Origin of the sequence: Micromonospora sp. WMMD1082, assembly GCF_029626175.1 — a bacterium.
Lineage (GTDB): Bacteria > Actinomycetota > Actinomycetes > Mycobacteriales > Micromonosporaceae > Micromonospora.
Genome location: NZ_JARUBM010000002.1, coordinates 6714966 through 6738807, shown reverse-complemented (window position 1 = coordinate 6738807; position 23842 = coordinate 6714966). Strand labels below are relative to the sequence as shown.

Below are 23842 nucleotides of genomic sequence, written 5' to 3'. Positions count from 1 at the left end.
ATGGTCGCCGCCCGGGTCCGGGCGGTCGTCGGCGCCCTGGCCGCGGCCGCCGTCGCCGTCGGGCTCTGGGAGGGCTACAAGGTCGTCGGTGACCCGGACGGCACCGTCGTGTTCGGCACCCGGCTGCTGCCCCGGGCCGACGACGCGGCGATGCCGCACGTGCTCGACGTGCTGCGCCGCTTCGCCGAACCGGAGCTGACCGGCGGCCGACCGGTCGGCCTCGTCGTCGCCGACGCCTGCCTCTTCACGTTCGGCATCGTGGCGGTCGGGTTCCTGGCCGGCACCCTCTTCGGCCTCGTCCTCGCCGTGCTGATGCAACGGCTGCGGGTGCTGGAGCGGGGGCTGCTGCCGTACGTGATCCTGTCGCAGACCGTGCCGCTGGTCGCGCTCGCGCCGGTCGTCGCCGGCTGGGGCGGCGCGCTCAGCTTCGGACCGTACCCGTGGCAGCCGTGGATGTCGGTCGCGACCATCGCCGCCTACCTGGCCTTCTTCCCCGTCGCCGTCGGGATGCTGCGCGGCCTGCAGTCCCCGCCACCGATCGCGGTCGAGCTGATGCGCAGCTACGCCGCCAGCTGGTGGCGCACCCTGGTGAAGCTCCGGGTGCCGGCGGCCCTGCCGTACCTCTTCCCGGCGCTGCGGCTGGCCGGCGCGGCGGCGGTGGTCGGTGCCGTGGTGGGCGAGATCTCCACCGGCACGCCCGGCGGCATCGGCCGGCTGGTCATCGAGTACTCCCGGGAGGCGACCACGGACCCGGCCAAGGTCTACACGGCGATGACCGGCGCGGCGCTGCTCGGCCTGGCCGTCGCCGGCACGGTCAGTCTGCTGGAGCGGCTCCTGCACGGGCGAAGGGTGACGGCGTGAGTGACGCGGGATCTGTCGAGTTGCGGGGCGTCGGCAAGACGTTCAGCGGTGGCCGCGGCGACGAGGTGGTCGCGCTCACCGGCGTCGACCTCGCCATCGAGCCCGGCGAGTTCATCTCCCTGATCGGCCCCTCCGGCTGCGGCAAGAGCACCCTGCTGCGGTTGGTGGCCGACCTCATCGCGCCGACCACCGGCAGCGTGACCGTCGCCGGCAAGCCGGCCCGGCAGGCCCGCCTCGACCAGGAGTACGGCATCGTCTTCCAGCAGGCCGGGCTCTTCGAGTGGCGCACCGTGCGGCGCAACGTGGAGCTGCCGCTGGAACTGCGCGGCGTGGGCCGGGCGCAGCGGAAGGATCGGGCGGCGGAGATGCTGGACCTGGTCGGGCTCGCCGACTTCGCCGGTCACCATCCCGCCCAGCTCTCCGGCGGCATGCAGCAGCGGGTGGCGATCGCCCGGGCGCTCGCCGTACACCCGCCGTTGCTGTTGATGGACGAGCCGTTCGGGGCGCTGGACGAGATGACCCGGGAACGGTTGCAGGGTGAGCTGCTGCGGATCTGCGCGGAGACCGGCACCACCACCATCTTCGTCACCCACTCGATCCCGGAGGCCGTCTTCCTCTCCGACCGGGTGGTGGTGATGTCGGCCCGGCCCGGCCAGATCACCGACGTGGTCGCCGTCGACCTCGGGCCCCGCACCGAACAGACCCGCCAGTCGCCGGGCTTCTTCGCCGGCATCACCGACGTCCGCAGGGCGTTGCGTGGGGAGGGGACATGACGGCCCCGCCCGACCTCACGGCGTTCCGGCCGCGCCGGAACCGGGCATCCGGTCCGCTGGCGCTCGCCCGCGCGGTGCTGCCACCGCTGGTCGTCGGGGTCGGGGCCGTCCTGCTCTGGGAGGCCGTCGTCGTGGTCGGCCGGATCGCACCCTTCGTGCTGCCGGCGCCGTCGGCGATCTGGGCACAGTTCCTGCTCAACCGGGAGGTGATCGTCCGGGTCGGCCTCGCCAGCGGCACCAACGCCCTGGTGGGCCTGGTCGTCGGTGCGGTGCTGGCGATCGTCGCCGCGATGGCGGCGAGCCGGTTCCGGCTGCTGGCGGAGATGTCGCTGCCGGTCTCGGCGACGCTCAACGCGCTGCCGATCATCGCGTTGGCGCCGATCCTCAACAACATGTTCGAATCCACCAGCAGTGTTCCCCGCCGGCTCGTGGTGGCGATCGTCGTCTTCTTCCCGGTCTTCATCAACACCGCGCGTGGCCTGCGGGAGGTCAACCCGATCCACCGCGAGCTGATGGAGAGCTACGCGGTCGGCGGGTGGACGTTCACCCGGCTCGTCCGGCTGCCGGGTGCGCTGCCCTTCGTCTTCACCGGACTGCGACAGGCGTCGTCCCTCGCCGTGATCGCGGCCGTGGTCTCGGAGTACTTCGGCGGGCTGCAGGACGGCCTCGGCTCCCGGATCACCTCGGCGGCGGCGAACACCGCGTACCCGAGGGCGTGGGCGTTCGTGGTCGGCGCCTGCCTGCTCGGTCTCGTCTTCTACCTCGTCGCGCTCGTGCTGGAACGGCTGGCAACACCGTGGCGCTCCGGCGGATCCACCACCTGATCCCCGCTCTGGACAAACTCCTGGAGGACCGATGAGAAGACCCGCAAAACGGTACGCCATCGCCGTCGCCGCCGCATCGACCGTGCTGGCCGTGCTGGCCGGCTGCGGTACGGCCGACCCCGAATCACCCTCCGGTGGCGCGACGGACGGCGCCCCCATCCCGGTCAAGCTGCAGTTGCAGTGGTTCTTCCAGGCCCAGTTCGCCGGCTACATCGCGGCGGTCGACAAGGGCTTCTACGCCGAGCAGGGGCTCGACGTGACGCTGCTGGAGGGCGGCGTCGACATCGTGCCGCAGACCGTGCTCGCGCAGGGTCGGGCCGACTTCGCCGTCTCCTGGGTGCCGAAGGCGCTCGCCTCCCGGGAGCAGGGCGCGCAGATCACCAACGTGGGTCAGATCTTCCAGCGCTCCGGCACCTACCAGGTCAGCTTCGCCGACAGCGGCATCACCTCGGCGGCGGACCTGCGGGGCAAGAAGGTCGGCAACTGGGGGTTCGGCAACGAGTTCGAGCTCTTCGCCGGGATGACGAAGGCCGGGCTCGACCCGGGCCGGGACGTCACCCTGGTACAGCAGCAGTTCGACATGCAGGCCCTGCTGCGCCGGGACATCGACGCCGCCCAGGCGATGAGCTACAACGAGTACGCCCAACTGCTGGAGGCGATGAACCCGGCGACCAACGCGCTCTACCGGCCGGAGGACTTCACGGTCATCGACTGGAACGACGCCGGCACCGCCATGCTCCAGGACGCGGTCTGGGCCAACACCGAGAAGCTGGGGGACGCCGCGTACCAGGAGACGACGGTGAAGTTCCTGACCGGCACGATCAAGGGCTGGATCCACTGTCGGGACAACCCCGAGGAGTGCCGCGACCTCGTCGTCGCCCGCGGCGCGAAGCTCGGCGCGAGTCACCAGCTCTGGCAGACCAACGAGACCAACAAGCTGATCTGGCCGTCGCCCGCCGGCATCGGCATGATCGACGAGACCGCCTGGAAGCAGACGGTCGACCTCTCGCTGACCACGAAGAACCAGGACGGGCAGACGGTGCTCACCACGCAGCCGGAGGGTGAGGCGTACACCAACGAGTACGTGACGAAGGCGCTCGACGCACTCAAGGAGGAGGGCCTCGACGTCGCCGGCGCGGGCTTCACCCCGGCGACCGTGACGCTGAACCCCGGCGGCGCGTAACCCGCCGGTTCCCGCACACACCGCATCGCGCCGGCCGGTCCGGGTTCCGGGCCGGCCGGCGCCTCTGGGCTGGCCGGCGCTCCGGGGCCGGCCGGCGGCGCCGGGGTCAGCCGTCGGTGCTGACCAGCCGGTCGGCGATGTCGAGGGCGTCGTCGATGACGTCGATGCCCCGGAGCAGGTCGTCGGTGGAGATGACCAGCGGCGGCACCACGTGCACCCGGTTGAAGTGCGTGAAGGGCCAGACCCCGCCCGCCTTGCAGGCCGTCACGATCTCGGCCATCGGGGCGGCGTCCGCGCCGGCGGCGTTGTACGGCACCAGCATCTCCCGACTCCCGGGGTCGCGGACCAGCTCGATCGCCCAGAACAGGCCGAGCCCGCGCACCTCGCCGACCGAGGGGTGCCGGTCGGCCAGCTCCGCCAGGCGGGGACCGACCACCTTCTCGCCCAGCTCGCGGACCCGCTCGATGATCCCCTCGTCGCGCATCGCGCCGATGGTCGCCACGGCGGCGGCGCAGGCCAGCGGGTGCCCCGAGTAGGTGAGCCCGCCGGGGTACGCCCGCGCGGCGAAGGTCTCGTACACCCGGTCGCCGACCACGACGCCGCCGAGGGGCACGTAGCCGGAGTTGACCCCCTTGGCGAAGGTGATCAGATCCGGAGCGACCCGCCACCGGTCGAAGGCGAACCACTCGCCGCACCGCCCGAACCCGCTCATCACCTCGTCGAAGATCAGCATGATCCCGTGCCGGTCGCAGAGTTCCCGCACACCGGCGAGGTAGCCGTCCGGCGGTACCAGGATGCCGTTGGTGCCGACGACGGTCTCCAGCACGATCGCGGCGATCGTCTGCGGCCCCTCCAGGGTGATGACCTCCGCCAGGTGCCGCAGGGCGCGTTCGCCCTCGGTGGTCTCGTCGCCGGCGTGGAAGGCGGACCGGTAGGCGTACGGGCCGAAGAAGTGCACGACACCGGGAATGGCGGGTTCGCTGGCCCAGCGGCGCGGATCGCCGGTGAGCGCGATCGCGCCGTTGGTCGCCCCGTGGTAGGACCGGTAGGTGGCCAGGACCTTGTGCCGGCCCGTGGTCAGCCGGGCCATTCGGACGGCGTGCTCGTTGGCCTCCGCGCCGCCGTTGGTGAAGAAGACGTGGTTCAGGCCGTCCGGCGCCAGTTCGGTGATGAGGCGGGCCGCCTCACTGCGGGCGTCGTTGGCGAAGGTCGGCGCGACGGTGCAGAGCTTGGCCGCCTGCTCCTGGATGGCGGCGACGATCCTGGGGTGGCCGTGCCCCATGTTCAGGTAGACCAGCTGGGAGCTGAAGTCCAGGTAGCTGTTGCCGGCGTCGTCGGTGAAGGAACTGCCCTCAGCTGCGGTGATCACAGCCGGCTTGAGGGCGGCCTGCGCCGACCAGGAGTGGAAGACGTGGGCCCGGTCGTCGGCGTACGCGCGGTCGGTGTCGGTCATCGGTGCCTCCCTGGTCGCTGGCACTGAACGTACTGGCACAACTCGCTGCGTCCAATACTCGTTCTGTTACAGGTCGGTCTGCGGGCATGATGGATCGGTGGACGTGGAACCGGTAACCGCGCTGGCGCCCCGGGGCGTCCGCCGGTCGATCCTGGTGCAGGGCTGGCACGATCTCGCCTTCCTGCACTGGCCGGTCCGTCCGGAGTCGGTCGCGCCGCTGCTGCCGGCCGGCACCCGGCCCGATCTGCTCGACGGCGTCAGCTACGTCGGTCTGATCGCGTTCCGGATGGTCGGCGTCGGGCTCCTCGGCGGGCCGGGACTGCCGTACCTCGGCACCTTCTGCGAGACCAACGTCCGGCTCTACTCCGTCGACGCCGCCGGCCGGCGCGGGGTGGTGTTCCGTTCCTTGGAGGCCGCCCGGCTGCTGCCGGTCCTGGTCGCCCGGGCAAGCCTGCGGCTGCCGTACATGTGGTCGCGGATGCGCCTGGAACGCGACGGCGACGTCTACACCTACACCTGCCGACGGCGTTGGCCCGGGCCGCGCGGCGTCGGTGGACGGATGGTGGTCCGGGCCGGTGCGGCGATTGCCGAGCCGAGCCCGTTGGAACACTTCCTGACCGCCCGATGGGGCCTGCACGTACGGGCCCACGGCCGAACGATCTACCTGCCGAACGTTCATCCACCGTGGCCGCTGCGCCGGGCGGAGCTGTGCCACCTCGACGACGGACTCGTGGCGGCGGCCGGGCTTCCCGCCCCCGACGGGCCCCCGGTCAGCGTGCTCTTCTCGCCGGGCGTCGCGGTGCGCTTCGGCCCTGCCGCCCCGCGCCTGCGGGTGTGACTCCGCCGAGCAGACTGACGACGGGTGCCGCTGGTGACCCGCCCGGCGGCGAGTGGCGTCGGGCCAGCGGGGTCGCCGATGGTTCATCCAGGTGTGCCGGTGCCGTCGTGAGGAGTCAGGCTGTCGAGGAGCCGGGTGACGTACTCGCGGATCTGGTCGCGGACTTCGCGGACGACGGGCAGCGGCTGGTGGGCGGGGTCGGTGAGTTCCCAGTCTTCGTAGCGTCGACCAGGACCGAGGGTGTGGTCTGCGGTGCGGGCATGCTCATGGCAGCGGGTCCTCGTCTTGGCTGGTCTGATCAGGTGGATTCAGGTCTGATCTGGTGGATTCGGGCCGGCGCCCCTTCCGGGCGGGCCGGTGTCCATTCGACCGATGCGGCGGTGCGGGGCTGGGTCGGGTACCACCAGCTGATCGCGGTCAGCGCGAGGGCGGTGGCGGCGAGTTGGGCGGTGACGAACCCGAGCGCGGAGGTGGGGGTGATACCGGCGAAGGTGTCGGTGAACATCCGGCCGATGGTGACCGCGGGGTTGGCGAACGCGGTGGAGGCGGTGAACCAGTACGCGGCCCCGATCCACGCCCCGACCGCAGCCGGTGCGACCGCCTGGCGGTGGGTGTGGGTGAGTGCGGCGATCAGCAGGAGCAGGCCACCGGTCGCGACGACCTCGGCCAGCCACAGCCCGCCGCCGTCACGGTGGCGGGTGGAGATGGTGACGGCGGGCAGCCCGAACATCAGGTGAGCCAGCACCGTGCCGCCGATCGCGCCGAGGATCTGCGCGTTCAGGTAGGCGGCCAGGTCGCGGGCTGGCAGGCCGGTGCCGGCGCGGCGGCCGAGCCACCAGTCGGCGACCGACACGACGGGGTTGAGGTGGGCACCGGAGACCGGTCCGAAGATGAGGATCAACGCGCCGAGGGCGAACGCGGTGGCGATGCTGTTCTCCAGCAGTTGCAGACCCACGTCAGTCGGCGAGAGGCGGCTCGCGGCGATGCCGGAGCCGACCACGGCGGTGACGAGCAGGCCGGTGCCGACGAGTTCCGCTGACGCCCGGCGCAGCACCGCTCGGTGCGGGTCGGGTGTCACCCGGTCGCCCCGGCCGTGGAAGGGGCGGTGGAGACGTCGAGGAGCTGGGACAGGGCGGCGAGCCGGGCCGGGAGGATCCAGTAGTAGACCCAGGTGCCGCGGCGCTGGCAGTCGATCAGCCCGGCCTCCCGCAACACCTTGAGGTGGTGGGAGATCGTCGGCCCGGTCAGGGTGAACGCGTCGGTCAACTCGCACACGCACACCTCGCCGCCGGCCCGCGCGGCGATCAGCGACAGCAGCCGTAGCCGCACCGGATCACCGAGGGCCTTGAACCCTCGCGCCAGGCCGGCGGCGGTCTCGGCGGTCAGTGCCTCGGTGACCATCGGCGGGCAGCAGGTCGACGCGTCGGCGAGGACCGGAAGCTCTTGTCTCGACACTCGTCTAGTTTGACAACCGTCTAGACAGAGTGCAACTCTCTGTCTAGACGGTTATCTAAACAACCGGAGGTGTGGGATGTCCCGCGTCCAACTCGCCCTGCGCGTCGCCGACCTGGAGGGGTCGGTCGCGTTCTACTCGAAGCTGTTCGACACCGAGCCGACCAAGCGTCGGCCCTGCTACGCCAACTTCGCCATCGCCGAGCCGCCGCTGAAGCTGGTCCTGATCGAAGGCGCCCCGGACCGGCCCACCGCGATCGACCACCTCGGCGTCGAGGTGTTCGACGGCGCGGAGGTCACCGCCGCCACCGACCGGCTCACCGACGCCGGCCTGATCACCCTGACCGAGAACGACACCTCCTGCTGCTACGCCCTCCAGGACAAGGTGTGGGTCTGCGGGCCCGGCGACGAGCGATGGGAGGTGTACGTGGTGAAGGGCGACGCCGACCAGTACGGCAGGTCCGCGCAGGACCAGCCGGGTGCTGGCGACGACTGCACGTGTGGCGAGGCCACCGGCCAGCAGCCGGTCGCCGTCTCGTGTTGAGCCCTACTCGTCGGGGGTGACCGCCATGCCCGGCAGCAGCCGCCGCAGCTCCCGGTCGAGCGCCGCCTCGTCGGTGACCCGAACGCGGAACGGTAGGCGGACGTCGTGGTGCCGGTGCGCCGTCTCCGCCCGCAGGGTCAGCCCGTCGGCATCGACGGCGACCGGCACCACCCGGGCGCCGGTGGCGGTCAGTTCCGGGTCCACAAGGGCGGCGAATCGGTGCCCGAGCTGGGGGTGATGCCGGGCCAGGCGGGCCAGGTGCGCCGCCTCGACAGCGGCGACCGGGTCGGGGCGCGCCGCATGGTAGGTCGCGACCGGCACGTCGACGGCGACCCCGTGCCGTTCGACGCGCACGCCGTCGGGCTCGATCGACCACAGAGCCACCGGCGGCAGGCGAAGCAAGGCGATGACGGCATCGTGGTCGCAGGAGTCGAGGACGGCCGGGTCGAACCGGCGGACCGTGCCGGTCACAGTCACCCGCGCCCGTACCCGCGCGCGCACCGGCACCGGCACCAGGTGCGTGACATCGAGCCGGACCGCGCCATCGGTTCCGCGGGCGGCGACGAGCAGCCCACCGAGCGGGGTCATCGGGTCGACGCCGACGACGACGGTGCCGTCGGGGAGGACGGCGTGCGTGTCGATCAGGTCGACGGCGGTGCCGGCCACCTCCAGCCGCAGCGAGGTGCAGGTCGCGATGGCGGAGCGGGCCTCGACGGCGTCGGGTGACGGCCGGTCGTCGGCGAGCGTCGACGGTGATTCGGTTGCGGATGCCACACCGGCCTCCTTGCACCGCGGTCGAGTTGAGGTCAGCCTACCGTAATAGGTAAGGCTTGCCTTATTCAAGCGGACCGTGGTGCGAGGAGGCCGGTGACACTGCCGCTGTGGCCGGGCCAGGCCGGGCCAGGCCGGGGCGAGTCGGGCCTGCTCAGGCCGGTTGGTAGGTCAGGCAGTCGCTGGCCGTGGCACCCGAGCCGACCTGGACGGAGGGCGCCGTGCAGGCCAGGTTGGTGTTGTAGGTGCAGTCGGTGCGGGCACACGCGCCGACGCTGCCGGTGATCTCCGCGATGCCCCCGCGAACCGACGACTCGACGAACGTGGCGCAGGAGGCCGCGTCGCCGGCCGTGGCGACGGTCACGGCCGGGGCGTGACAGCCACCGTCGTTGAAGCTGCACGTGACGGCAGCGCATTCGCGCACGGCGGGCATCTGCAAAAGGGTCTTCATGGTTCCTCCGCTCACTCAATTCCCATGCTGAACGACCGAGGTGCGATCACGTCCCAGAATAACCCGGAAACCGTTCGCCGGCGCGTTTCCCAGAGTCGTACCGGGTGACCGATGGCGGCATAGCTGCTGCTCAGGATGGTTGTGGAGGGCTGTGAAAATTTGCTGTGGCGTGCCCTACCGAAGGTAAGCCTATGCTTTGTTATCGCCATTCAGAAAGGCAAGGCTACCCTTTGTTCCCGCATTCGAGGGTGTTTAGCCGGCCGTGCCGACTCGGCTGCGGTAGGCGCGCGGCGACAGGCCGGTGGTGCGCTTGAAGGCCACGCTGAGCGCGCTCTCCGAGCCGTATCCGACCGCCCGGGCGATGGTGGCCAGGGTGTCCTCGCTGCGGCGGATCCGGTCGGCGGCGAGCTCGATCCGCCAGCCGGTCAGGTACTCCAGCGGACCCTGGCCGACGACCTCCTTGAACCGCGCGGCCAGCGTCGAACGGGAGACCGTGGCGACCCGGGCCAGCTCGGCCACGGTCCAGGGGTGGGCGGGGCGGGCGTGCATCGCCCGCAGCGCGGCGGCGAGCACCGGGTCGGCCAGGCCGGCCAGCCAGCCGGAGCCACCGCCCCGGGCGAGGTGTAGGCGCAGCATCCGGATCAGCATGACCAGGGCGAGGTGCTCGGCCACCAGCGTGCCGCCCAGCGGCGCCGCCCGCAGTTCGGTGTCGATCTCCCTGATCGCCCAGCTCACGGTCGCGGCCTCCGGCCTCGCGGCGGGCACGTGGATGACGGGCGGCAGGCCGTCCAGCAGCAGGGCGCGGGCGCGCTCGGTGAAGGAGAACGCACCACCGACCAGGAACACGTCGTCTCCCGCGCCGACCCGGGCCACGCCGTCGACGGCTGCCGTGAAGATGGGCCCGGCCGGTTCGGGCGGCGCGTCCGGGTCGCTGGCCAGGGTGAAACCCCGAGGGCTGGTCAGCAGGAAGCAGTCGCCCTCGGCCAGCACGACCGGCTCGGGCACGCCGTCGACCCGCAGCAGGCAGGTGCCGTACCGGACGGCGTTGAACTTCACTCCGGCCGGCGGGTCGAAGCGGATCGCCCAGCGGCCGCCGGCCGACATGGCCGCGGACACGTGGCTGGTCGCGCCGACGAGCGCGAGCACGTCCTCCAGCGGATCCACGACCCCTCCCTTGGACGCCTACTAAAGAGTGACGGATCTTAGACTACGGACAGTCCAGCACATCCGCTCGTAGCGTGGGGTCATGACAACGCACACCCGAGTCAGCACCCCGTTCACCGCCCGTACCACCGCTGCCGAGATCCTCGACGGCGTCGACCTCACCGGTCGCCGGATGATCGTCACGGGCGGCGCCTCCGGCATCGGTGCGGCGGCCGTCCGGGCCCTGGCCGGGGCGGGGGCGGAGGTCACGGTGGCCACCCGCAACCCGGCGAGCGCCGACGCCCTGGTGGCGGAGTTCGCCGGAGCCGGCCCCGGCACCGTACGGGCGGCCGCCCTCGACCTGGCCGACCTGGGCTCGGTCGACGCCTTCGTGGCGGCCTGGGAGGGCCCCCTGCACGCGCTGGTCGGCAACGCCGGGATCATGGCGATCCCGACCCGGGAACTCACCCCGCAGGGCTGGGAACTCCAGCTCGGCACCAACTACCTCGGTCACTTCGCGCTCGCCCGCGGCCTGCACGACCACCTGCGCGCCGCCGGCTCCGCCCGGGTGGTGCTCGTCAGCTCCGGAGCGCACCTGCGGGAGGCGTTCGACTTCGACGACCCGCAGTTCGATCGGCAGCCCTACGACCGCTGGGCGGCGTACGGCCGGTCGAAGACCGCGGAGGTGCTGCTCGCGGTCGGCATCGCCGGGCGCTGGGCCGCCGACGGGATCACCGCCAACGCACTCAACCCCGGCTTCATCACGACCAACCTGCAACGCCACATGGACGACGAGACGCTGCGTGCGTTCGGGGCGATGGACGAGGCGGGCAACCGCATCGAGCAGCCCTACTTCAAGACGACCGCCCAGGGCGCGGCCACCACCGTGCTGCTGGCGGCGTCGCCGCTGGTCGAGGGGGTCACCGGGCGGTACTTCGACGACAACCAGGAGGTCGAGGTGGTGGCCGGCGGGCCGGAGGCCACCGGAGGGGTCGCCGCGCACGCGGTCGACCCGGCCGCCGCCGATCGCCTCTGGGCGTACGCGGATCAGGCCCTGGCGTCACGCGGATGACCGGGTGGCCGCGCCGGGCGGGGTGGCCCGGCGCGGCCCGGCGTCACAGATTGGCGCAGTACCCGATGCTGAAGGTGCTGGCGCCCGGTGCGAGGGTGCGGTTCCAGTCCACGCCACGGATCCGGTAGCTGCCGTCGGCCAGCCGTTCCCGCTTGAAGTTCCACGCGTCGTAGATGTCGCCCTCAAGGTTGACGACGCCGCTCCACGCGACGGGCTCGCTGCCATTGTTGGTGGCGACGATGTTGGAGCAGTAGCCACCGCCGCTGTCGGAGTACCACCGCGTGAACCTGGTCACCGTGATCTCCACGGTGGAGCCCTCCACCAGCCGGCCCACGCCCCACCGGGCGGTGCTCTGGTAGCCCACGCCGTCCTGCTCGGCCCAGTTGCGGATCGCCGTACGGGCACCGTTCGACGCGTCGTTGACCTGGAAGTCCAGGCCGTGGAACGTGTCGAGGCCGCCGTATTCGAGCAGGCTGATCGCCGCCTCGACGGTGTAACCCGTCTCGGTACGGACGGTCGCGCTCTCCAACCGGCCCGCCTGGAACGCCTCGTCGCCGGTGCCGAACGACACGGCGTTGTCGGCGTTGATCCGGATCTGGGTGTCGTCGTAGCGGTAGGTGCCGTTCTTGGCGTTGCCCGCGTCGACGTAGATCTCCACCGAGTCCTGGGTCCACGGGTCGGAGCCGGAGACGTCCACCACCGGGTCGGCGACCTCGGCCAGCACGTAGAGCGTCTGGTCCCGCCAGAGCGTACGGACCTGGGCGATCGCGCCGTCGGTGCCGGAGACCTCCTTGGCGGTGGTCACCGTGCCCGCGTTGGCCCAGACGGCGTCCACCGTGCCGTCGATCACCGGTGCGGTGGCGGCCTGGCGCACCTCCAGGTAGGACAGCTCCTCCACCAGGGTGAGGGTGCCGACCGCGCCCGGACTGTTCCAGCCGGACGTGGTGCCGTTGTCGCTGACCCGCACGTCGAGGGTGAGCGTGTCGCCGTGCTCGGCGTCGGTCAGCGGCAGGTGGGCGACCAGGTGGTAGCCGCCGTCCCGCGCGGCGGCGACGGCCGGCACGTCACCGGTGCCGTCCCGGGAGACCTGGTAGGTCTCGTCGCCCAGGACGAAGGTCACCCGATCGTCGGCGGACGCGGTGGCGTCGGTGACCCTGACGTACGCGGTCAGGTGGTCCGGCGCCCAGCGCAACTGGAACTGTGCCGTCTCCTCCACCGGGTGCAGCGGAAGCTTGCGCCAGGTCAGATCCGTGGGAGCGGCGGCCGTGAGGGCCACGTCACCGGCGAAGACGTTGGCGGTCCGCAGCCGCGCCGGCAGCTCACCGTCCACCGCCCCGTAGTAGGCGGGCTTGGCCCGCAGGTTGTCGTCGAAGAGCAACGGCGCGTTGGCGGAGCGCCAGGAACGCCCGTCGGTCAGGCCCCAGATCGTGACGGCCTTCAGGTCGTCGGCGTACGCCCGGAAGATCCGGAAGGCGTCCCGGTAGTAGTAGCCCTGCTCGATCAGGTTCGCCTGGGTCACCGGGGTGCCCGTGGTGACGTCGAGCTCGGTGACGGCCTGGGTCAGCGGCAGATCCGTGAACGCCTCCAGCGCGGCCTCCAGACTGCTGACCGGCGTGGACAGCGAGACGTGGAACTGGTGGCCCACCCCGTGGATCGGCACGTCGCGGTCGAGCAGCCGCTCGACGAGTGCCCGATAGCGGGTCTGCTTGCCGCTCTGCTCGGTGTTGTAGTCGTTGATGAACAGGGCGACCGGGTCGCTGCCCGCGACGGCGTGCACGTCGTTGAAGGCCTCGTGCGCGTACTCGAAGGCGAGGTCGATGTAGCTCTCGCCGAGGATCCGGTACCACTCGCTGCGGCGCAGACCGTCGGCGTGCTCACCGCTGTCGCCCACCACCTCGTTGACCACGTCCCACGCGTTCAGCGGGTTGGTGGCCGAGCCGAACAGGCCGTACCGATCCGCCAGCGACTCGGCGACACCGAAGATGTGCGTACGCATCCGGTCGCGCAGCAGCTGCTGGTGCGCCGCCGACGTGGTCAGCGGCTCGCCGTCCGCGTCCTGGAAGAACCAGGCCGGGGTCTGGCTGTGCCAGACCAGCACATGACCGTAGACGCGCAGGTCGTTGTCCCGCGCGAAGTCCAGCACGGCCAGCGCCTGCTCGTGCGGCCGGAAGTTGCCCGCGGCGTCGTACCACGCCTCGGGCTTCATGTGGTTCTCGTGGGTGACCTGGTTGAAGTGCCGGGTCAGCAGCTCGGCGGCACCGCCCACCGTCTCCCGGGCGTCGATCGCCGCGCCGACCGGGAAGTCGGTGGTCTCGTGGAGGCCGGTGAGGTCCTCGATGACCGGGGGCTCCGGCACCCGTACGACGATGTCGTCGACGAGGAAGTCGCTGGTGTTGCCGACCTCGTCCGCGCCCTGCCAGCGGGTCTCGAAGTAGAGGAAGGCGCTGTCCGCCGTCGGCATGGTGAAGCGGGCGCTCACCTCCGTCCAGCCGGTGTTGCTGATGGACTCGAACTGGGCGAGCGTGCTGAACGACTGGCTGTCGCCGGTGGTACTGGCGAGGCTGAGCCAGATCTGGTCGGTCGGCTGGCCCTCGGCGAACCGCAGCCAGGCATTGAACTCGTACGTCACGCCCGCCTCGAACAGGCCGCTCACGTCGCGGCCGATGCCGGCGCCCTGGTTCACCCGGTCGGTGACCAGCGCGGCGGACTCGCCGCCGTGCGCGACATCGGTGATCTCGACGGTGGGAGCGCCCGGGCCGCCGTCGCGCGGGCCCCAGCCGTCCAGCCCGTCCTCGAAGTCGGTGTCGATGACGACGGTGCCCGGCTCGGGTCCGCCCGGCCCGCCGTCCGGCCCGCTGATCAGGACGTCGTCGATGAGGAACGGGGTGTCCCCCTCCGCCTCGACGTAGAGGGTGGCGGCGCTGAGCCCCGCGGGCAGCGTGTAGTCACCGCCGATGCGTACCCAGTTGTCCGCGGTGGTGGCGATGTTGCCACCGATCCAGGTGTACGAGTTGTCGCCGCCGCCGGCCGGAGTCGTCTCGACGGTGAAGTGCACGCCGGCGGTGCCCTCGGTGCCGGCCGGGAGCTTCGCCCAGGCGGTGACCGAGTACTGCGTACCGGGCCGGAACAGGGCGGTCGCGCTGGTCGCCGGGCCCTGCCAGTTCGCGGTGCGGCCGGTGACCGACAGGCTCTTCGCGCTCTCGTGACCCTCGTCGGCAATGGCCAGGGTCACGTCACCGCGTGGCCCCCAGGGGGCGTACGAGTCGGACTCGAAGTCGTTGGAGAGGATGACCTCCGAGGCAGCGGCCGGGGTGGCCACTGCGGCGACGGTCGCGGCGAGCGCGGTCGCACAGAGCGCGGCGAGGATCCGCGACCGGCGTCGTGATCGATGGGAAGAATTCCAAAGGCGCATCGGTGGTCCCTTACGCAAATGGGCGGTGGTGGGGTACCTGGTATCGCTCCCCAGGCGACCCAAGCGCGTGAATGCTATGGCCGAGACCACCGCTGTGGCCAGGACTTCCGGAAGTGATCGGCGCACGACGAGGCGATGCCGGCCGTCGTTGGCGCGGATTTCGGCGCCCGCATCCTAGGCTCTGAGAATGGTCGATCTGCCGCAGACAGTGACGGACGTGACTGCTCGCTATCTGGAATTGGTGGACCGGCAGTTGCCGGGGCTGGTGGCGGGCCTCCACCTCGTCGGCTCCGTCGCCCTGGACGATTACCAGGAGAGTCGAAGCGACATCGACATCGTGGCGGTCACCACCCGGCCGCTGTCCGGGGCGGTGGCAGGATCCGTGGCATGGAGTTCGCAGAGGTGATCCGTCGTCGTCGGATGGTGCGGCACTACACCGACCGGCCGCTCAGTTCCGAGGTCATCGAGAGGATCCTGGCCAGCGCGCTACGCGCACCGTCGGCCGGCTTCTCACAGGGCTGGGCCTTCCTCGCCCTGACCGAGCCGGAAGACCGCGCCAGATTCTGGCCGTTCGTCCCCACCCGGGTCGCGCAGACCCCCACCATGCAGGACGCGCCACTCGTGGTCGTGCCGCTGGCCCACAAGGCCGCGTACCTCGCCCGGTACGCCGATGCCGACAAGGGCTGGACCGATCGCTCCGAGGCCCGATGGCCGGCGCCGTACTGGTACGTCGACACGGGCATGGCCGCGCTGATGATGCTGCTCTCGGCCGTCGACGAGGGCCTGGGTGCGTGCTTCTTCGGCATCATGCCCACGATGGGCGAGGATTCCGACCCCGGCGTCGATGTCCCCGCGCACACGGCCGCCTTCAAGGCCGAGTTCGCCATCCCCGACGAGTACGCGCCGATCGGCGCCATCTGTATCGGCTATCGCGCCGACGACCTGCCGCCACAGACCCCCACCGTCGCCGCTCGCCGCCGCGACGCCAGCGCGGTCATCCACCGCGGACAGTGGGGCGCCACCTGAGCCGTGCGGACCTGCCCGAGCGAGCAGGCGGCGGGGCAACTGTGCGAGGGACACGTCACCCCGTGTCAGGTGACTGTTTGTGACGGTGACGCCCTCCATGCAGTGCCACATCTCCACGCTTTGCTCTGCTTCAACCCACGCAATGGGTCCTGAACTGCACTGACGCGGCACCTCAGTCGGCGCCACAGCGAGCCGATCGGTGCGGATAGTAATCGTTGCGTGGGTTGAAGCAGAGCAAAGGAAGCGGGTGGAGGGTGGGCGGCTGAGGGCGAAACTACGCCAGGTAACGATCGTGGCTCGCGGGCGAGGGCTCGGCGAGCACCGCGGTCCTGGTCACCCGACGGGCACCGGCGGGGCGACTCTCGCCCCACGCGCTGTCAGATGGTGATGACCACTTTGGCGCGGGCGTGTTCACCTTCGAGGTACCGGATGGCCTGCGGGACCTCGGGGAGCGGATAGGTCCGGTCGATGACCGGGGTGAGGCGGCCAGCCTCGGCGTGGGCGCGAAGCGCGTCGAGGTGTTGCCGGCTGGGTGCGGTGGTGAGGATGACGATGCGCTGCCGGGTGAAGGGTGCCAGCAGCCGTCCGCGTGCGATGAGCCCGATCGGTCCGATGAGGCTGCCTCCCCGGTAGACGCCACCGCCGGAGAGCACCAGCGTGCCGGTCGGGGTCAGCGCCCGCCGGAGTGCGGTGAGCGAGCGGTTGCCGACGAGGTCGAACACGACGTCGTGGCGGCGGGCGTCGCGGGTGAAGTCGTCGCGGGTGTAGTCGACGACGTGGTCGGCGCCGAGGGAACGGACCAGGTCGACGTTGCGGGTGCGGCACACCGCGGTCACGGTCGCGCCGAACACCTTGGCCAGCTGGACGGCGAGGGTGCCGACGCCGCCGGAGGCGCCGTTGATGAGGACCCGCTGGCCGGGCTCGACCTGCCCGACGTCGCGCAGCCCCATGAGCGCGGTGATGCCGGCCAGCGGGAGGGCGGCCGCCTGCTGCGGTGTCAGGTTCGCCGGCTTCGGCGCGACCAGGGCCGCGGGCAGGCAGGCGTACTCGGCGAAGGCGCCGTTGGCGTCGCCGAGGTCGCCGAAGACGGCGTCGCCCGGGCGGACGTCGTGGACGTCGGCGCCGACGGCCTCGACCCGGCCGGCGAAGTCGCGGCCGCGGATACGCGCCCGGGGCCGCGTGCGGCCCATCGCCAACCGTGCCATCCGCGGGTCGCCGCGCATGGCATGCCAGTCGTACGCGTTGAGCGCGGCGGCCTCGACCCGCACGAGCACCTCGTCCGCGGCGGGCACCGGCGGGTCGACGTCGGCAAGCGTGAGGGTCTCCGGGGAGCCGTACCGGTCCTGGACGATCGCCTTCATCATGTCCTCCCCTCGCGGTGTACGGCGTACACCTGATGTGAGCAGTATGGGTGTACGCCGTACACCTGTCAACGCGGTTATGGTTTCAATCGCTGACGGGAGACGAGGACCGAGATGGCTGAGCAGGCAGAGACGCTGCGCCGGGCGCCGCTGAGCAGGGACCGGATCCTGCGCGCCGCCGTCGCGCTCGCCGACGAGACCGGGATCGAGTCGCTCAGCATGCGCAACCTCGCCCAGGATCTCGGCGTCGTGCCGATGGCCCTCTACAAGCACGTGGCCAACAAGGACGAACTGCTCGCCGCCATGATCGACACGGTCGTCGGTGAGATCGACCCGCCGGTGCCCGACATCGACTGGAAACGGGCCGTGCGCGGGCGCATCCTCTCGGCGCGGCAGATGCTCCGGCGCCACCCCTGGGCGCCGCTGGCGATCGAGTCGCGGAACGTGCCGACGCCGGCCATCCTCGCGTACCTCGACTCGATCGTCGGAACGTTCCGGGCCGGCGGGTTCTCCGCCGACCTCGCCCACCACGTGATGCACGTGATGGGCAGCCGGATCCTGGGCTTCAGCCAGGAACTGTTCGACGCCTCCCGGGACGCCGGCCGCTCCGGCGTGACCCCGGACCCGTCGGCCGGGTTCCCGCCGGAGATCGCGGCCCACTTCCCGCACCTCGCGGAGATCGCCACCGCGGCGTCCCACGACGACGAGTCGGTGGTGGGGCAGGGCTGCGACGACCAGTTCGAGTTCGAGTTCGCGTTGGACCTGCTGCTCGACGGCATCGAACGGCTGCAACGGCAACGCTGGACATCGTCGCGCCGACCCGGGTGAGTCGCCGGGTCCGCCCTGATAATCCGTATTAGCGTCTTGACGCTCCCGGAACGGCGCGCGCACACTCATCGATCAACGACCCCCCGTCGCCCGTCCCCGAACGGAGGGAACGCCATGACCCGTACCCCTGAAGGCTCCTATTCCCGACGCACGCTGCTGCGTGGCGCGGCGGCCGCCGGTGTGGCGACCGCGACCACCGGCTTCGGCCTTGCCGCCACGGCCGCGCCGGCCCTCGCCGGACCGGCCGGCTTCCCCACCTATCGATACGTGCGCGACGCGTTCGCCGGACCGTTGCGCTACAACCCGACCGGCGAGTTCATCTTCCCGTGCGTACGCGGTGTCTACGACAAGATCAGCGGCTACCTCGGCCGCTACCACCTCTACTACGCACCGCACGATGCGCCCGGCGGGATCTGCCTCGCCTACGCCGACCGGCTCGAAGGCCCCTACACCGAGTACGCCGGCAATCCCGTCATCGACCGGGTGCTGCCCACCACGACGGTGAGCCACGTGTCGTCGCCGCACGTCGTCTGGGACGCGCCCACCCGGCAGTTCTACCTCTACTTCCACGGTGAGAACTTCACCACCCGGGTGGCCCGCTCGACCGACGGCGTCCGCTTCACCGAGGAGACGCCGATCCTGTCGACGAGACTGGTGCCCAACACGACCGAGACCTCGTACGCGCGGGTCTTCGAACACTCGGTGGCGGGCCGGGGGAACCGCTACGTGATGGTGTTCATGGGGGCCCACACGGTCGGGCCGGGCACCCGGAAGATCTTCTGGGGCTGGTCGCCGAACGGCTGGAGCGGCTGGCAGTTCGCGCCGAACCCGCTGGTGAGCCCCGCCGGCGACGGGCTCACCGACATCTCCGCGCCGCACCTGTTGACGCGCAACGGCACCGCGTATCTCGCCTATCACGGCAACAACGGCAACATGTATCTGACCGAGGTCGGCAACAACTTCGACCGGGAGAACCATCTCGGCGTGTTCCACCGGCCGATCGCGTCGGACAACGGCCGGGTGGCGTCGCCCGCGTTCGGCACCGACGGCGGCGTGTCGTACATGCTCTACGAGGCGGGGCCCCGCCTCAACGCCCGGATCTGCGTGGCCCGCGCGGTCTAGCGGGCCGTCGTCATCCCTTGAGGCCGGTGGGGGCGAGGCCCTCGACGAACTGCTTCTGCGCGATGACGAAGACCACCAGGACCGGTAGGGCGGTCATCGACGCCGCGGCGAGCTGGACGTTCCACATCGGCCCGCCGTAGGCGTCGACGAACTGGGTGAGCGCCTGGGGCAGGGTGAACTTCGCCGGGGTGGAGAGGAACACGATCGGTTCGAGGTAGAGGTTCCAACTGTGCAGGAAGGTGAAGATGGCGACCGCGCCCAGCGCGGGCCGGGACAACGGCAGGGCGATCTTCCAGAAGGTGGCGAAGCGACCCAGCCCGTCGACCCGGGCCGCCTCCTCCAGCTCGCCGGGGAGGGCGAGGAAGAACTGCCGCATGATGAACGTCGCCAGCACGCTCGGCGCGCCGAGGATCGGCACCAGGATCAGCGGCCAGTGGGTGTCGATCAGGTCGAGCCGGAAGAACATCTGGAACAGCGGCACGATCGTGACCTCGCTCGGGATGAGCAGGCCGGCGAGGACGACCAGGAACAGCACGTTCTGGCCGCGGAACCGGATCCGCGCGAAGGCGTAGCCCGCCAACGCCGACACCGCCAGCGTGCCGACGGTGACCACCAGCGCGATGTAGAGACTGTTCAGGTACTGCTGGGCGAACGGTTGCAACTCGAACACCCGCTGGTAGGCGTCGAGCCGGGGGTTGGCCGGCAGGAGCTGGGGCGGGAAGGCGAAGATGTCCGCCACCGGCTTCAGCGACGAGGTGACCATCCACCAGGTCGGGAAGACGAACGGGACCGCCAGCACCAGCAGCACCCCGTAGAACGTCAGCCTGGTCCGCGGCGACAGGTCACGACTCATGGAAGACCCACCTCCTGCGCAGCTGCCACTGCAACACGGTCAGGGCGAGGACGATGCCGAACAGCACGATCGACAGGGTCGCGCCGTAGCCGAAGTGATGGAACTGGAACGCCTGCTGGTAGAGGTAGTAGACGAGCACGGTGGTCGAGGTGCCGGGCCCGCCCTGGGTGAGCACCGCGATCTGCGCGAAGACCTGTAGCGAACCGACCACCGTGATGATCGAGGTGAGCAGGATCGTCGGGCTGATCAGCGGAACGGTGATCCGCCAGAACTGGCGCAGCCGGCCGGCCCCGTCCACCTCGGCGGCCTCGTACAACACGCCGGGCACGCCCTGCAGGGCGGCCAGGAACAGCACCATGTTCAGGCCGACGTTCTTGAACACCTGCACGACGACGACGGAGAGCATCGCGGTGGCCTCGCCGCGCAGCCAGTTCGGCCCGTCGACGCCGATCGTGGCGAGCAGCCCGTTGATGCCACCGTCGTCCTGCAGCAGGAAACCCCACACGATGGTCCAGGCCACCAGCGACACCACGACGGGGGAGAAGAACAGGGTGCGGAACAGGGTCGTGCCCCGCAGCCGCTGGTTCAGCAGGACGGCCAGTAGCAACGCCAGGGCGAGATTGAACACCACCAGGCCGACGGAGAACAGCCCGGTGGCCCGCAGCACCCCACCGAGGTTCGGGTCGTCCGCGAGGGCCGCGTAGTTGTCGGCACCGACGAAGGTGAACGTGCCGGCGAGCACGTTCCATTCGTGCAGGCTGTACCAGACGACGAGGGCCAGCGGCAGGATCACGAAGACCGCGCTGCCGAGCAGCTGCGGAGCGATGAACAGGTAACCGGTGAGCTGGTCGCGGCGGCGGCTGGTCCAGAACGGTCGGGGCCGGTCCAGGGTGGGTCCGGCCGCGACCGGGCCCACCCTGGTGTCCGTACGGGTCATCCGTCGCCCTACTTCGCGAGCAACGGCTGGATCTTGTCGCAGACCCCGGCCAGGACGGCCTGGACATCCGCGTCGGCCTGCCACAGCGGGTCCAGCCCGGCACGGACCTGCTGGCTGATCTCGGCCTGCCCGGCGTGGCTCGGCTTGACCACGCCGTTGGTGATGCCGTCGATGACGACCTTCTGCAACTGCTCCGGCGTGAGCTTCGGGTTCGTCTTGGCGAGGGTCTCCGCGGTCAGCTGGGACTGGCGCGGCGGCGGGAAGAACTGGGCGAGCTTGGCCGAGTTGGTCGGGTTGGTGAGGAAGGCGAGGAAGTCGGCGGCGACGTCGGCGTGCGGGCTGTTCTTCAGCACCCCGATGCCGGCCTGCCCGACCACCGAGTACGGTCCCTTCGGCCCGGCGGGCAGGGGGACCAGGTCCCAGGCGAAGCCGTCCTCCAGCAGCGAGGCGCGGGAGATCTGGGTGATCGTCATGGCGGCGTCACCGGCGAAGAAGTCCGCCGTCGTACCCGGGCCGGGCAGCGCTCTGGTGGTGAAGATCGCGGTGTGCAGGGTGGTCATCGCCTCGACCATCTCGGGGCTGGCGAAGCCGCAGGTCCGGCCGTCCTCGCTCCACGCCTGGGCGCCCCATCCGGTCCAGTAGGTGGAGAGGTTGTCCCAGCCCTTGTAGTCGAAGTCGCGGATCACCAGGCCGGCCTTGCCGGTCGCGGCCTGGGTGGCGCCCGCGGCGGTCAACGCGGCGTCCCAGGTCCACCGTCCGGCGTCGATCAGCTCGGCGGGCGTCTGCTGCCCGGCCCGCTTCAGCAGGTCGGTGTTGACGAAGACGCCGAACGGCGAGGTGGAGAAGGGGTAGGCGTACAGCTTGTCGTCGTGTTGCCAGAGCGTGAGCGTGGCCGGGGAGATATCGTCGTACTGATAGCCCTCGGCCTTCGTCAGCGTGTCGTCCAGCGGCAGCAGCGCGCCGGAGGCGACGAAGTCGGGAGCGGAGTTCTCGAACACCCAGGCCAGATCGGGGGCGTTGCCGCCGGCGATCTGGGTGGTCAGCGTCGTGGTGTAGTTCTCGAACGGCAGCGGATCGAAGGTGATCTCGGTGACGTCGGGGTTGCCCTGGCGGTACTCGTCGGCGATCTCGTTGAACAGCTTCAGGTGCGCCTCGTTGGCCGACCAGACGGTCACCCGGAGGCTGGCCGGGCCGGTGTCCTCCGCCTCGCCGCCACCACAGGCGGAGATGGCGAGCACGCCGGTCAGTGCCGTGGCGACAACGCGTATTCCCTTTCCTGGTTTCATTATCTTCTCCTCACCGGGGGTCAGTAGCCCGCGATCTGCGGCCACCGTCGTTCGACGCCGGCGGCCGAGACCCGGTCGGTGAACTCGGCCAGCAGCCGGGGGGTGCTGCGGACCGCGCGCGGGGACTCGCCCCGCGCCAGACAGAAGTCGGCGAGCAGCCCGGCGACCTCGCCGACGTTCCACTCGACCGGGTGCAGCCGGTAGCTGCCGTTGGTGATGTGCGTGGTGCCGATGTTCTTGCCGGCCGGCAGCAGGTTCTCCATCCGCTGCGGGATCAGCGCGCCGAGCGGGATCTCGAAGGGACAGGAGCCGACGTCGATGTAGGTGTCGCCACCGGTCGACGGGTGCAGGTCGATGCGGTACATCCCCACGCCGACCGAGTCGGGGTACTGGACCGCGCCGTGGTGACCGCGCACCGCGAGGGAGAGGTCCTGCTCCGCGACCGTGTACTCGGCGCGGATCCGGCGGGACTCCCGGATGTAGGGCGCCTGGGCCAGGCCGTCGCGGCTGCCGGTCACGTCGCCGCGCAGCCGCAGCCCGGGAAAGCCGGTGCCGCCGTCCGGGCGCGGCGCCTCCGTCTGCAACCAGTACAGGACCGAGTACGACAGTTCGCGCGCCTGGGCCAGGTGCCACGACGCGTTCGGCACGTCGATGACCGGACCTTCGAAGTAGTCGATCATCGGCCAGTTGACCAGGGTGATGTCACTGTCGTACGCGCCGTCGGTGAAGTTGCGCCGGGCCGCGATCCGCCGGAACGTCCACAGGTTCCCGTCACCGGGGTTGACCCGCTGGTCGGCGTCGACGCGCAACGGGTCGTCGTCCGGGTTGGGGGTGAAGCTCCGCTCGACGATCTCCAGGGTGCGGGGGTGCGGCGACCGCCAGGACAGCAGCCGGTCGCCCCAGAAGTCGGGCTTGTAGTCGCGCCAGAAGTCGTACCCGGTGGGACGGTCGATGGTGTGATCGCCGTCGACGTGGTCGATCGCGAAGCAGACCGACACGGCCTGCATGTTCATCGGCTGCGCCTCGGCCGGCGCGCTGGGCTCGCCGGTCTGCGCCTGTGACTCGAACCCGGTGACGTACTCGGTGCCGGTCAGCGGCAGCAGCTCCCCGGTCTCGGTGGCGTCCAGGACGTACGGCGCGGTGACGTCGATCCGGTCGTCGCGGTCCCGGTGCGCCAGCGTGACACCGGTGACCCGGTCCCCGTCGGTGTCGGCGGCGACCGGCCGGTACGGCTGGAGCACCCGCAGCCGGCCCGAGCCGCGGTACGGGGCGAGCATCTGGTCGAGCACGGCGACGGCGACCCGTGGCTCGTGGCAGATCCGGCTGACCCAGCCGGCGCCCGGGTTGAGATCGGCCCACCGCCGGGAGCGTTCGGTGAGCGGGTAGTGGCGGCGGTAGTAGTCGCGGATGCCGTCACGCAGCGCCCGGTAACTGGCGGTGGCGCCGAACCGCTCGATCCAGGAGTGCTCGTCCGGCGGGACGCCCTGGCTGGTGAGTTGCCCGCCGAGCCAGTCGAACTCCTCGGTCAGGATGACCGACCGGCCGGCCCGGGCCGCGGCGAGCGCGGCGGCGACCCCGCCCAGCCCGCCCCCGACGATGAGGACGTCGGCACGCATCTGTACCACTTGCTTCCTTCCAGTCGCGCGGTCCGC

General features: G+C 70.9%; 23 protein-coding genes. 11 read left to right on the top strand and 12 right to left on the bottom strand.

Features of this window, described 5'->3' with window-relative positions; all coding sequences use genetic code 11:
• Genes O7615_RS30995 through O7615_RS30980 form a run of 4 tightly spaced genes read left to right on the top strand, consistent with a single transcriptional unit; the run spans position 1 to position 3641 of the window.
• Positions 1-861 carry an ABC transporter permease subunit gene (locus tag O7615_RS30995; RefSeq protein WP_278181342.1) on the top strand — a complete coding sequence of 287 codons (861 nt, stop codon included), beginning with the start codon at positions 1-3 and terminating at the stop codon, positions 859-861.
• Positions 858-1634, top strand: coding sequence for an ABC transporter ATP-binding protein (locus O7615_RS30990; RefSeq protein ID WP_278181341.1), 777 nt, complete (start codon positions 858-860; stop codon positions 1632-1634). Before O7615_RS30995 ends, O7615_RS30990 begins: the two co-directional genes overlap by 4 nt.
• On the top strand, positions 1631-2458 hold the full coding sequence (locus tag O7615_RS30985) for an ABC transporter permease (protein WP_278181340.1): 828 nt from the start codon (positions 1631-1633) through the stop codon (positions 2456-2458). The genes O7615_RS30990 and O7615_RS30985 overlap by 4 nt, the downstream gene beginning before the upstream one ends.
• Before the next feature lie 31 nt (positions 2459-2489).
• On the top strand, positions 2490-3641 hold the full coding sequence (locus tag O7615_RS30980) for an ABC transporter substrate-binding protein (RefSeq protein WP_278181339.1): 1152 nt from the start codon (positions 2490-2492) through the stop codon (positions 3639-3641).
• Positions 3642-3747: 106 nt separating this feature from the next.
• Here the strand turns inward: O7615_RS30980 and O7615_RS30975 are convergent, their stop codons facing one another.
• Positions 3748-5094 (bottom strand): aspartate aminotransferase family protein, encoded by a 1347-nt coding sequence (locus O7615_RS30975; RefSeq protein ID WP_278181338.1) that lies wholly within the window; start codon positions 5092-5094, stop codon positions 3748-3750.
• Between the two features lie 97 nt (positions 5095-5191).
• Here O7615_RS30975 and O7615_RS30970 point away from each other — a divergent pair, with 97 nt between their 5' ends.
• On the top strand, positions 5192-5932 hold the full coding sequence (locus O7615_RS30970; protein ID WP_278181337.1) for a DUF2071 domain-containing protein: 741 nt from the start codon (positions 5192-5194) through the stop codon (positions 5930-5932).
• A gap of 298 nt (positions 5933-6230) precedes the next feature.
• Here O7615_RS30970 and O7615_RS30965 read toward each other — a convergent pair whose 3' ends face one another.
• Positions 6231-7010 carry an MIP/aquaporin family protein gene (locus O7615_RS30965; RefSeq protein ID WP_278181336.1) on the bottom strand — a complete coding sequence of 260 codons (780 nt, stop codon included), beginning with the start codon at positions 7008-7010 and terminating at the stop codon, positions 6231-6233.
• Positions 7007-7333, bottom strand: coding sequence for a metalloregulator ArsR/SmtB family transcription factor (locus tag O7615_RS30960; protein ID WP_278182293.1), 327 nt, complete (start codon positions 7331-7333; stop codon positions 7007-7009). Before O7615_RS30960 ends, O7615_RS30965 begins: the two co-directional genes overlap by 4 nt.
• 130 nt (positions 7334-7463) lie before the next feature.
• Between O7615_RS30960 and O7615_RS30955 the strand changes: the two genes are divergently transcribed.
• Positions 7464-7928: an ArsI/CadI family heavy metal resistance metalloenzyme gene (locus O7615_RS30955; RefSeq protein WP_278181335.1), complete on the top strand. Its 465-nt coding sequence runs from the start codon at positions 7464-7466 to the stop codon at positions 7926-7928.
• Between the two features lie 3 nt (positions 7929-7931).
• On the opposite strand, the gene O7615_RS30950 is transcribed toward O7615_RS30955, so the two are convergent.
• The 3 genes from O7615_RS30950 to O7615_RS30940 form a co-directional block, all read right to left on the bottom strand.
• The gene (locus tag O7615_RS30950) at positions 7932-8702 is read right to left on the bottom strand and encodes a DUF2470 domain-containing protein (protein ID WP_278181334.1); all 771 of its coding nucleotides are present in this window, start codon (positions 8700-8702) and stop codon (positions 7932-7934) included.
• 151 nt (positions 8703-8853) lie between these two features.
• Positions 8854-9150, bottom strand: a complete 297-nt coding sequence (locus O7615_RS30945) for a DUF1540 domain-containing protein (RefSeq protein ID WP_278181333.1) — start codon at positions 9148-9150, stop codon at positions 8854-8856.
• A gap of 252 nt (positions 9151-9402) precedes the next feature.
• On the bottom strand, positions 9403-10314 hold the full coding sequence (locus tag O7615_RS30940; protein ID WP_278181332.1) for an AraC family transcriptional regulator: 912 nt from the start codon (positions 10312-10314) through the stop codon (positions 9403-9405).
• Between the two features lie 82 nt (positions 10315-10396).
• Between O7615_RS30940 and O7615_RS30935 the strand changes: the two genes are divergently transcribed.
• Positions 10397-11365, top strand: coding sequence for an SDR family NAD(P)-dependent oxidoreductase (locus tag O7615_RS30935; RefSeq protein WP_278181331.1), 969 nt, complete (start codon positions 10397-10399; stop codon positions 11363-11365).
• A gap of 43 nt (positions 11366-11408) precedes the next feature.
• Here the strand turns inward: O7615_RS30935 and O7615_RS30930 are convergent, their stop codons facing one another.
• Positions 11409-14777: an endo-1,4-beta-xylanase gene (locus O7615_RS30930; RefSeq protein WP_278181330.1), complete on the bottom strand. Its 3369-nt coding sequence runs from the start codon at positions 14775-14777 to the stop codon at positions 11409-11411.
• Positions 14778-14964: 187 nt separating this feature from the next.
• On the opposite strand from O7615_RS30930, the gene O7615_RS30925 reads away from it, so the two are divergent.
• Positions 14965-15183 carry a nucleotidyltransferase domain-containing protein gene (locus tag O7615_RS30925; RefSeq protein ID WP_278181329.1) on the top strand — a complete coding sequence of 73 codons (219 nt, stop codon included), beginning with the start codon at positions 14965-14967 and terminating at the stop codon, positions 15181-15183.
• Positions 15165-15803 carry a nitroreductase family protein gene (locus O7615_RS30920; protein WP_278181328.1) on the top strand — a complete coding sequence of 213 codons (639 nt, stop codon included), beginning with the start codon at positions 15165-15167 and terminating at the stop codon, positions 15801-15803. The genes O7615_RS30925 and O7615_RS30920 overlap by 19 nt, the downstream gene beginning before the upstream one ends.
• A gap of 377 nt (positions 15804-16180) precedes the next feature.
• On the opposite strand, the gene O7615_RS30915 is transcribed toward O7615_RS30920, so the two are convergent.
• Complete coding sequence (locus tag O7615_RS30915) at positions 16181-17164, bottom strand: NAD(P)-dependent alcohol dehydrogenase (RefSeq protein ID WP_278181327.1); 984 nt, start codon at positions 17162-17164, stop codon at positions 16181-16183.
• Positions 17165-17278: 114 nt separating this feature from the next.
• Here O7615_RS30915 and O7615_RS30910 point away from each other — a divergent pair, with 114 nt between their 5' ends.
• Both O7615_RS30910 and O7615_RS30905 read left to right on the top strand, forming a co-directional pair.
• Entirely contained in the window at positions 17279-17992 is a 714-nt protein-coding gene (locus O7615_RS30910; protein WP_278181326.1) for a TetR/AcrR family transcriptional regulator C-terminal domain-containing protein, read from the top strand.
• A gap of 114 nt (positions 17993-18106) precedes the next feature.
• On the top strand, positions 18107-19114 hold the full coding sequence (locus O7615_RS30905) for a hypothetical protein (RefSeq protein WP_278181325.1): 1008 nt from the start codon (positions 18107-18109) through the stop codon (positions 19112-19114).
• A 10-nt stretch (positions 19115-19124) separates the two neighbouring features.
• Here the strand turns inward: O7615_RS30905 and O7615_RS30900 are convergent, their stop codons facing one another.
• Genes O7615_RS30900 through O7615_RS30885 form a run of 4 tightly spaced genes read right to left on the bottom strand, consistent with a single transcriptional unit; the run spans position 19125 to position 23806 of the window.
• Complete coding sequence (locus O7615_RS30900; RefSeq protein WP_278181324.1) at positions 19125-19967, bottom strand: carbohydrate ABC transporter permease; 843 nt, start codon at positions 19965-19967, stop codon at positions 19125-19127.
• On the bottom strand, positions 19957-20904 hold the full coding sequence (locus tag O7615_RS30895) for a sugar ABC transporter permease (RefSeq protein ID WP_278181323.1): 948 nt from the start codon (positions 20902-20904) through the stop codon (positions 19957-19959). The genes O7615_RS30900 and O7615_RS30895 overlap by 11 nt, the downstream gene beginning before the upstream one ends.
• 8 nt (positions 20905-20912) lie before the next feature.
• Positions 20913-22190 (bottom strand): sugar ABC transporter substrate-binding protein, encoded by a 1278-nt coding sequence (locus tag O7615_RS30890; protein ID WP_278181322.1) that lies wholly within the window; start codon positions 22188-22190, stop codon positions 20913-20915.
• A gap of 20 nt (positions 22191-22210) precedes the next feature.
• Entirely contained in the window at positions 22211-23806 is a 1596-nt protein-coding gene (locus O7615_RS30885) for an FAD-dependent oxidoreductase (protein ID WP_278181321.1), read from the bottom strand.
• Positions 23807-23842: the final 36 nt, after the last annotated feature.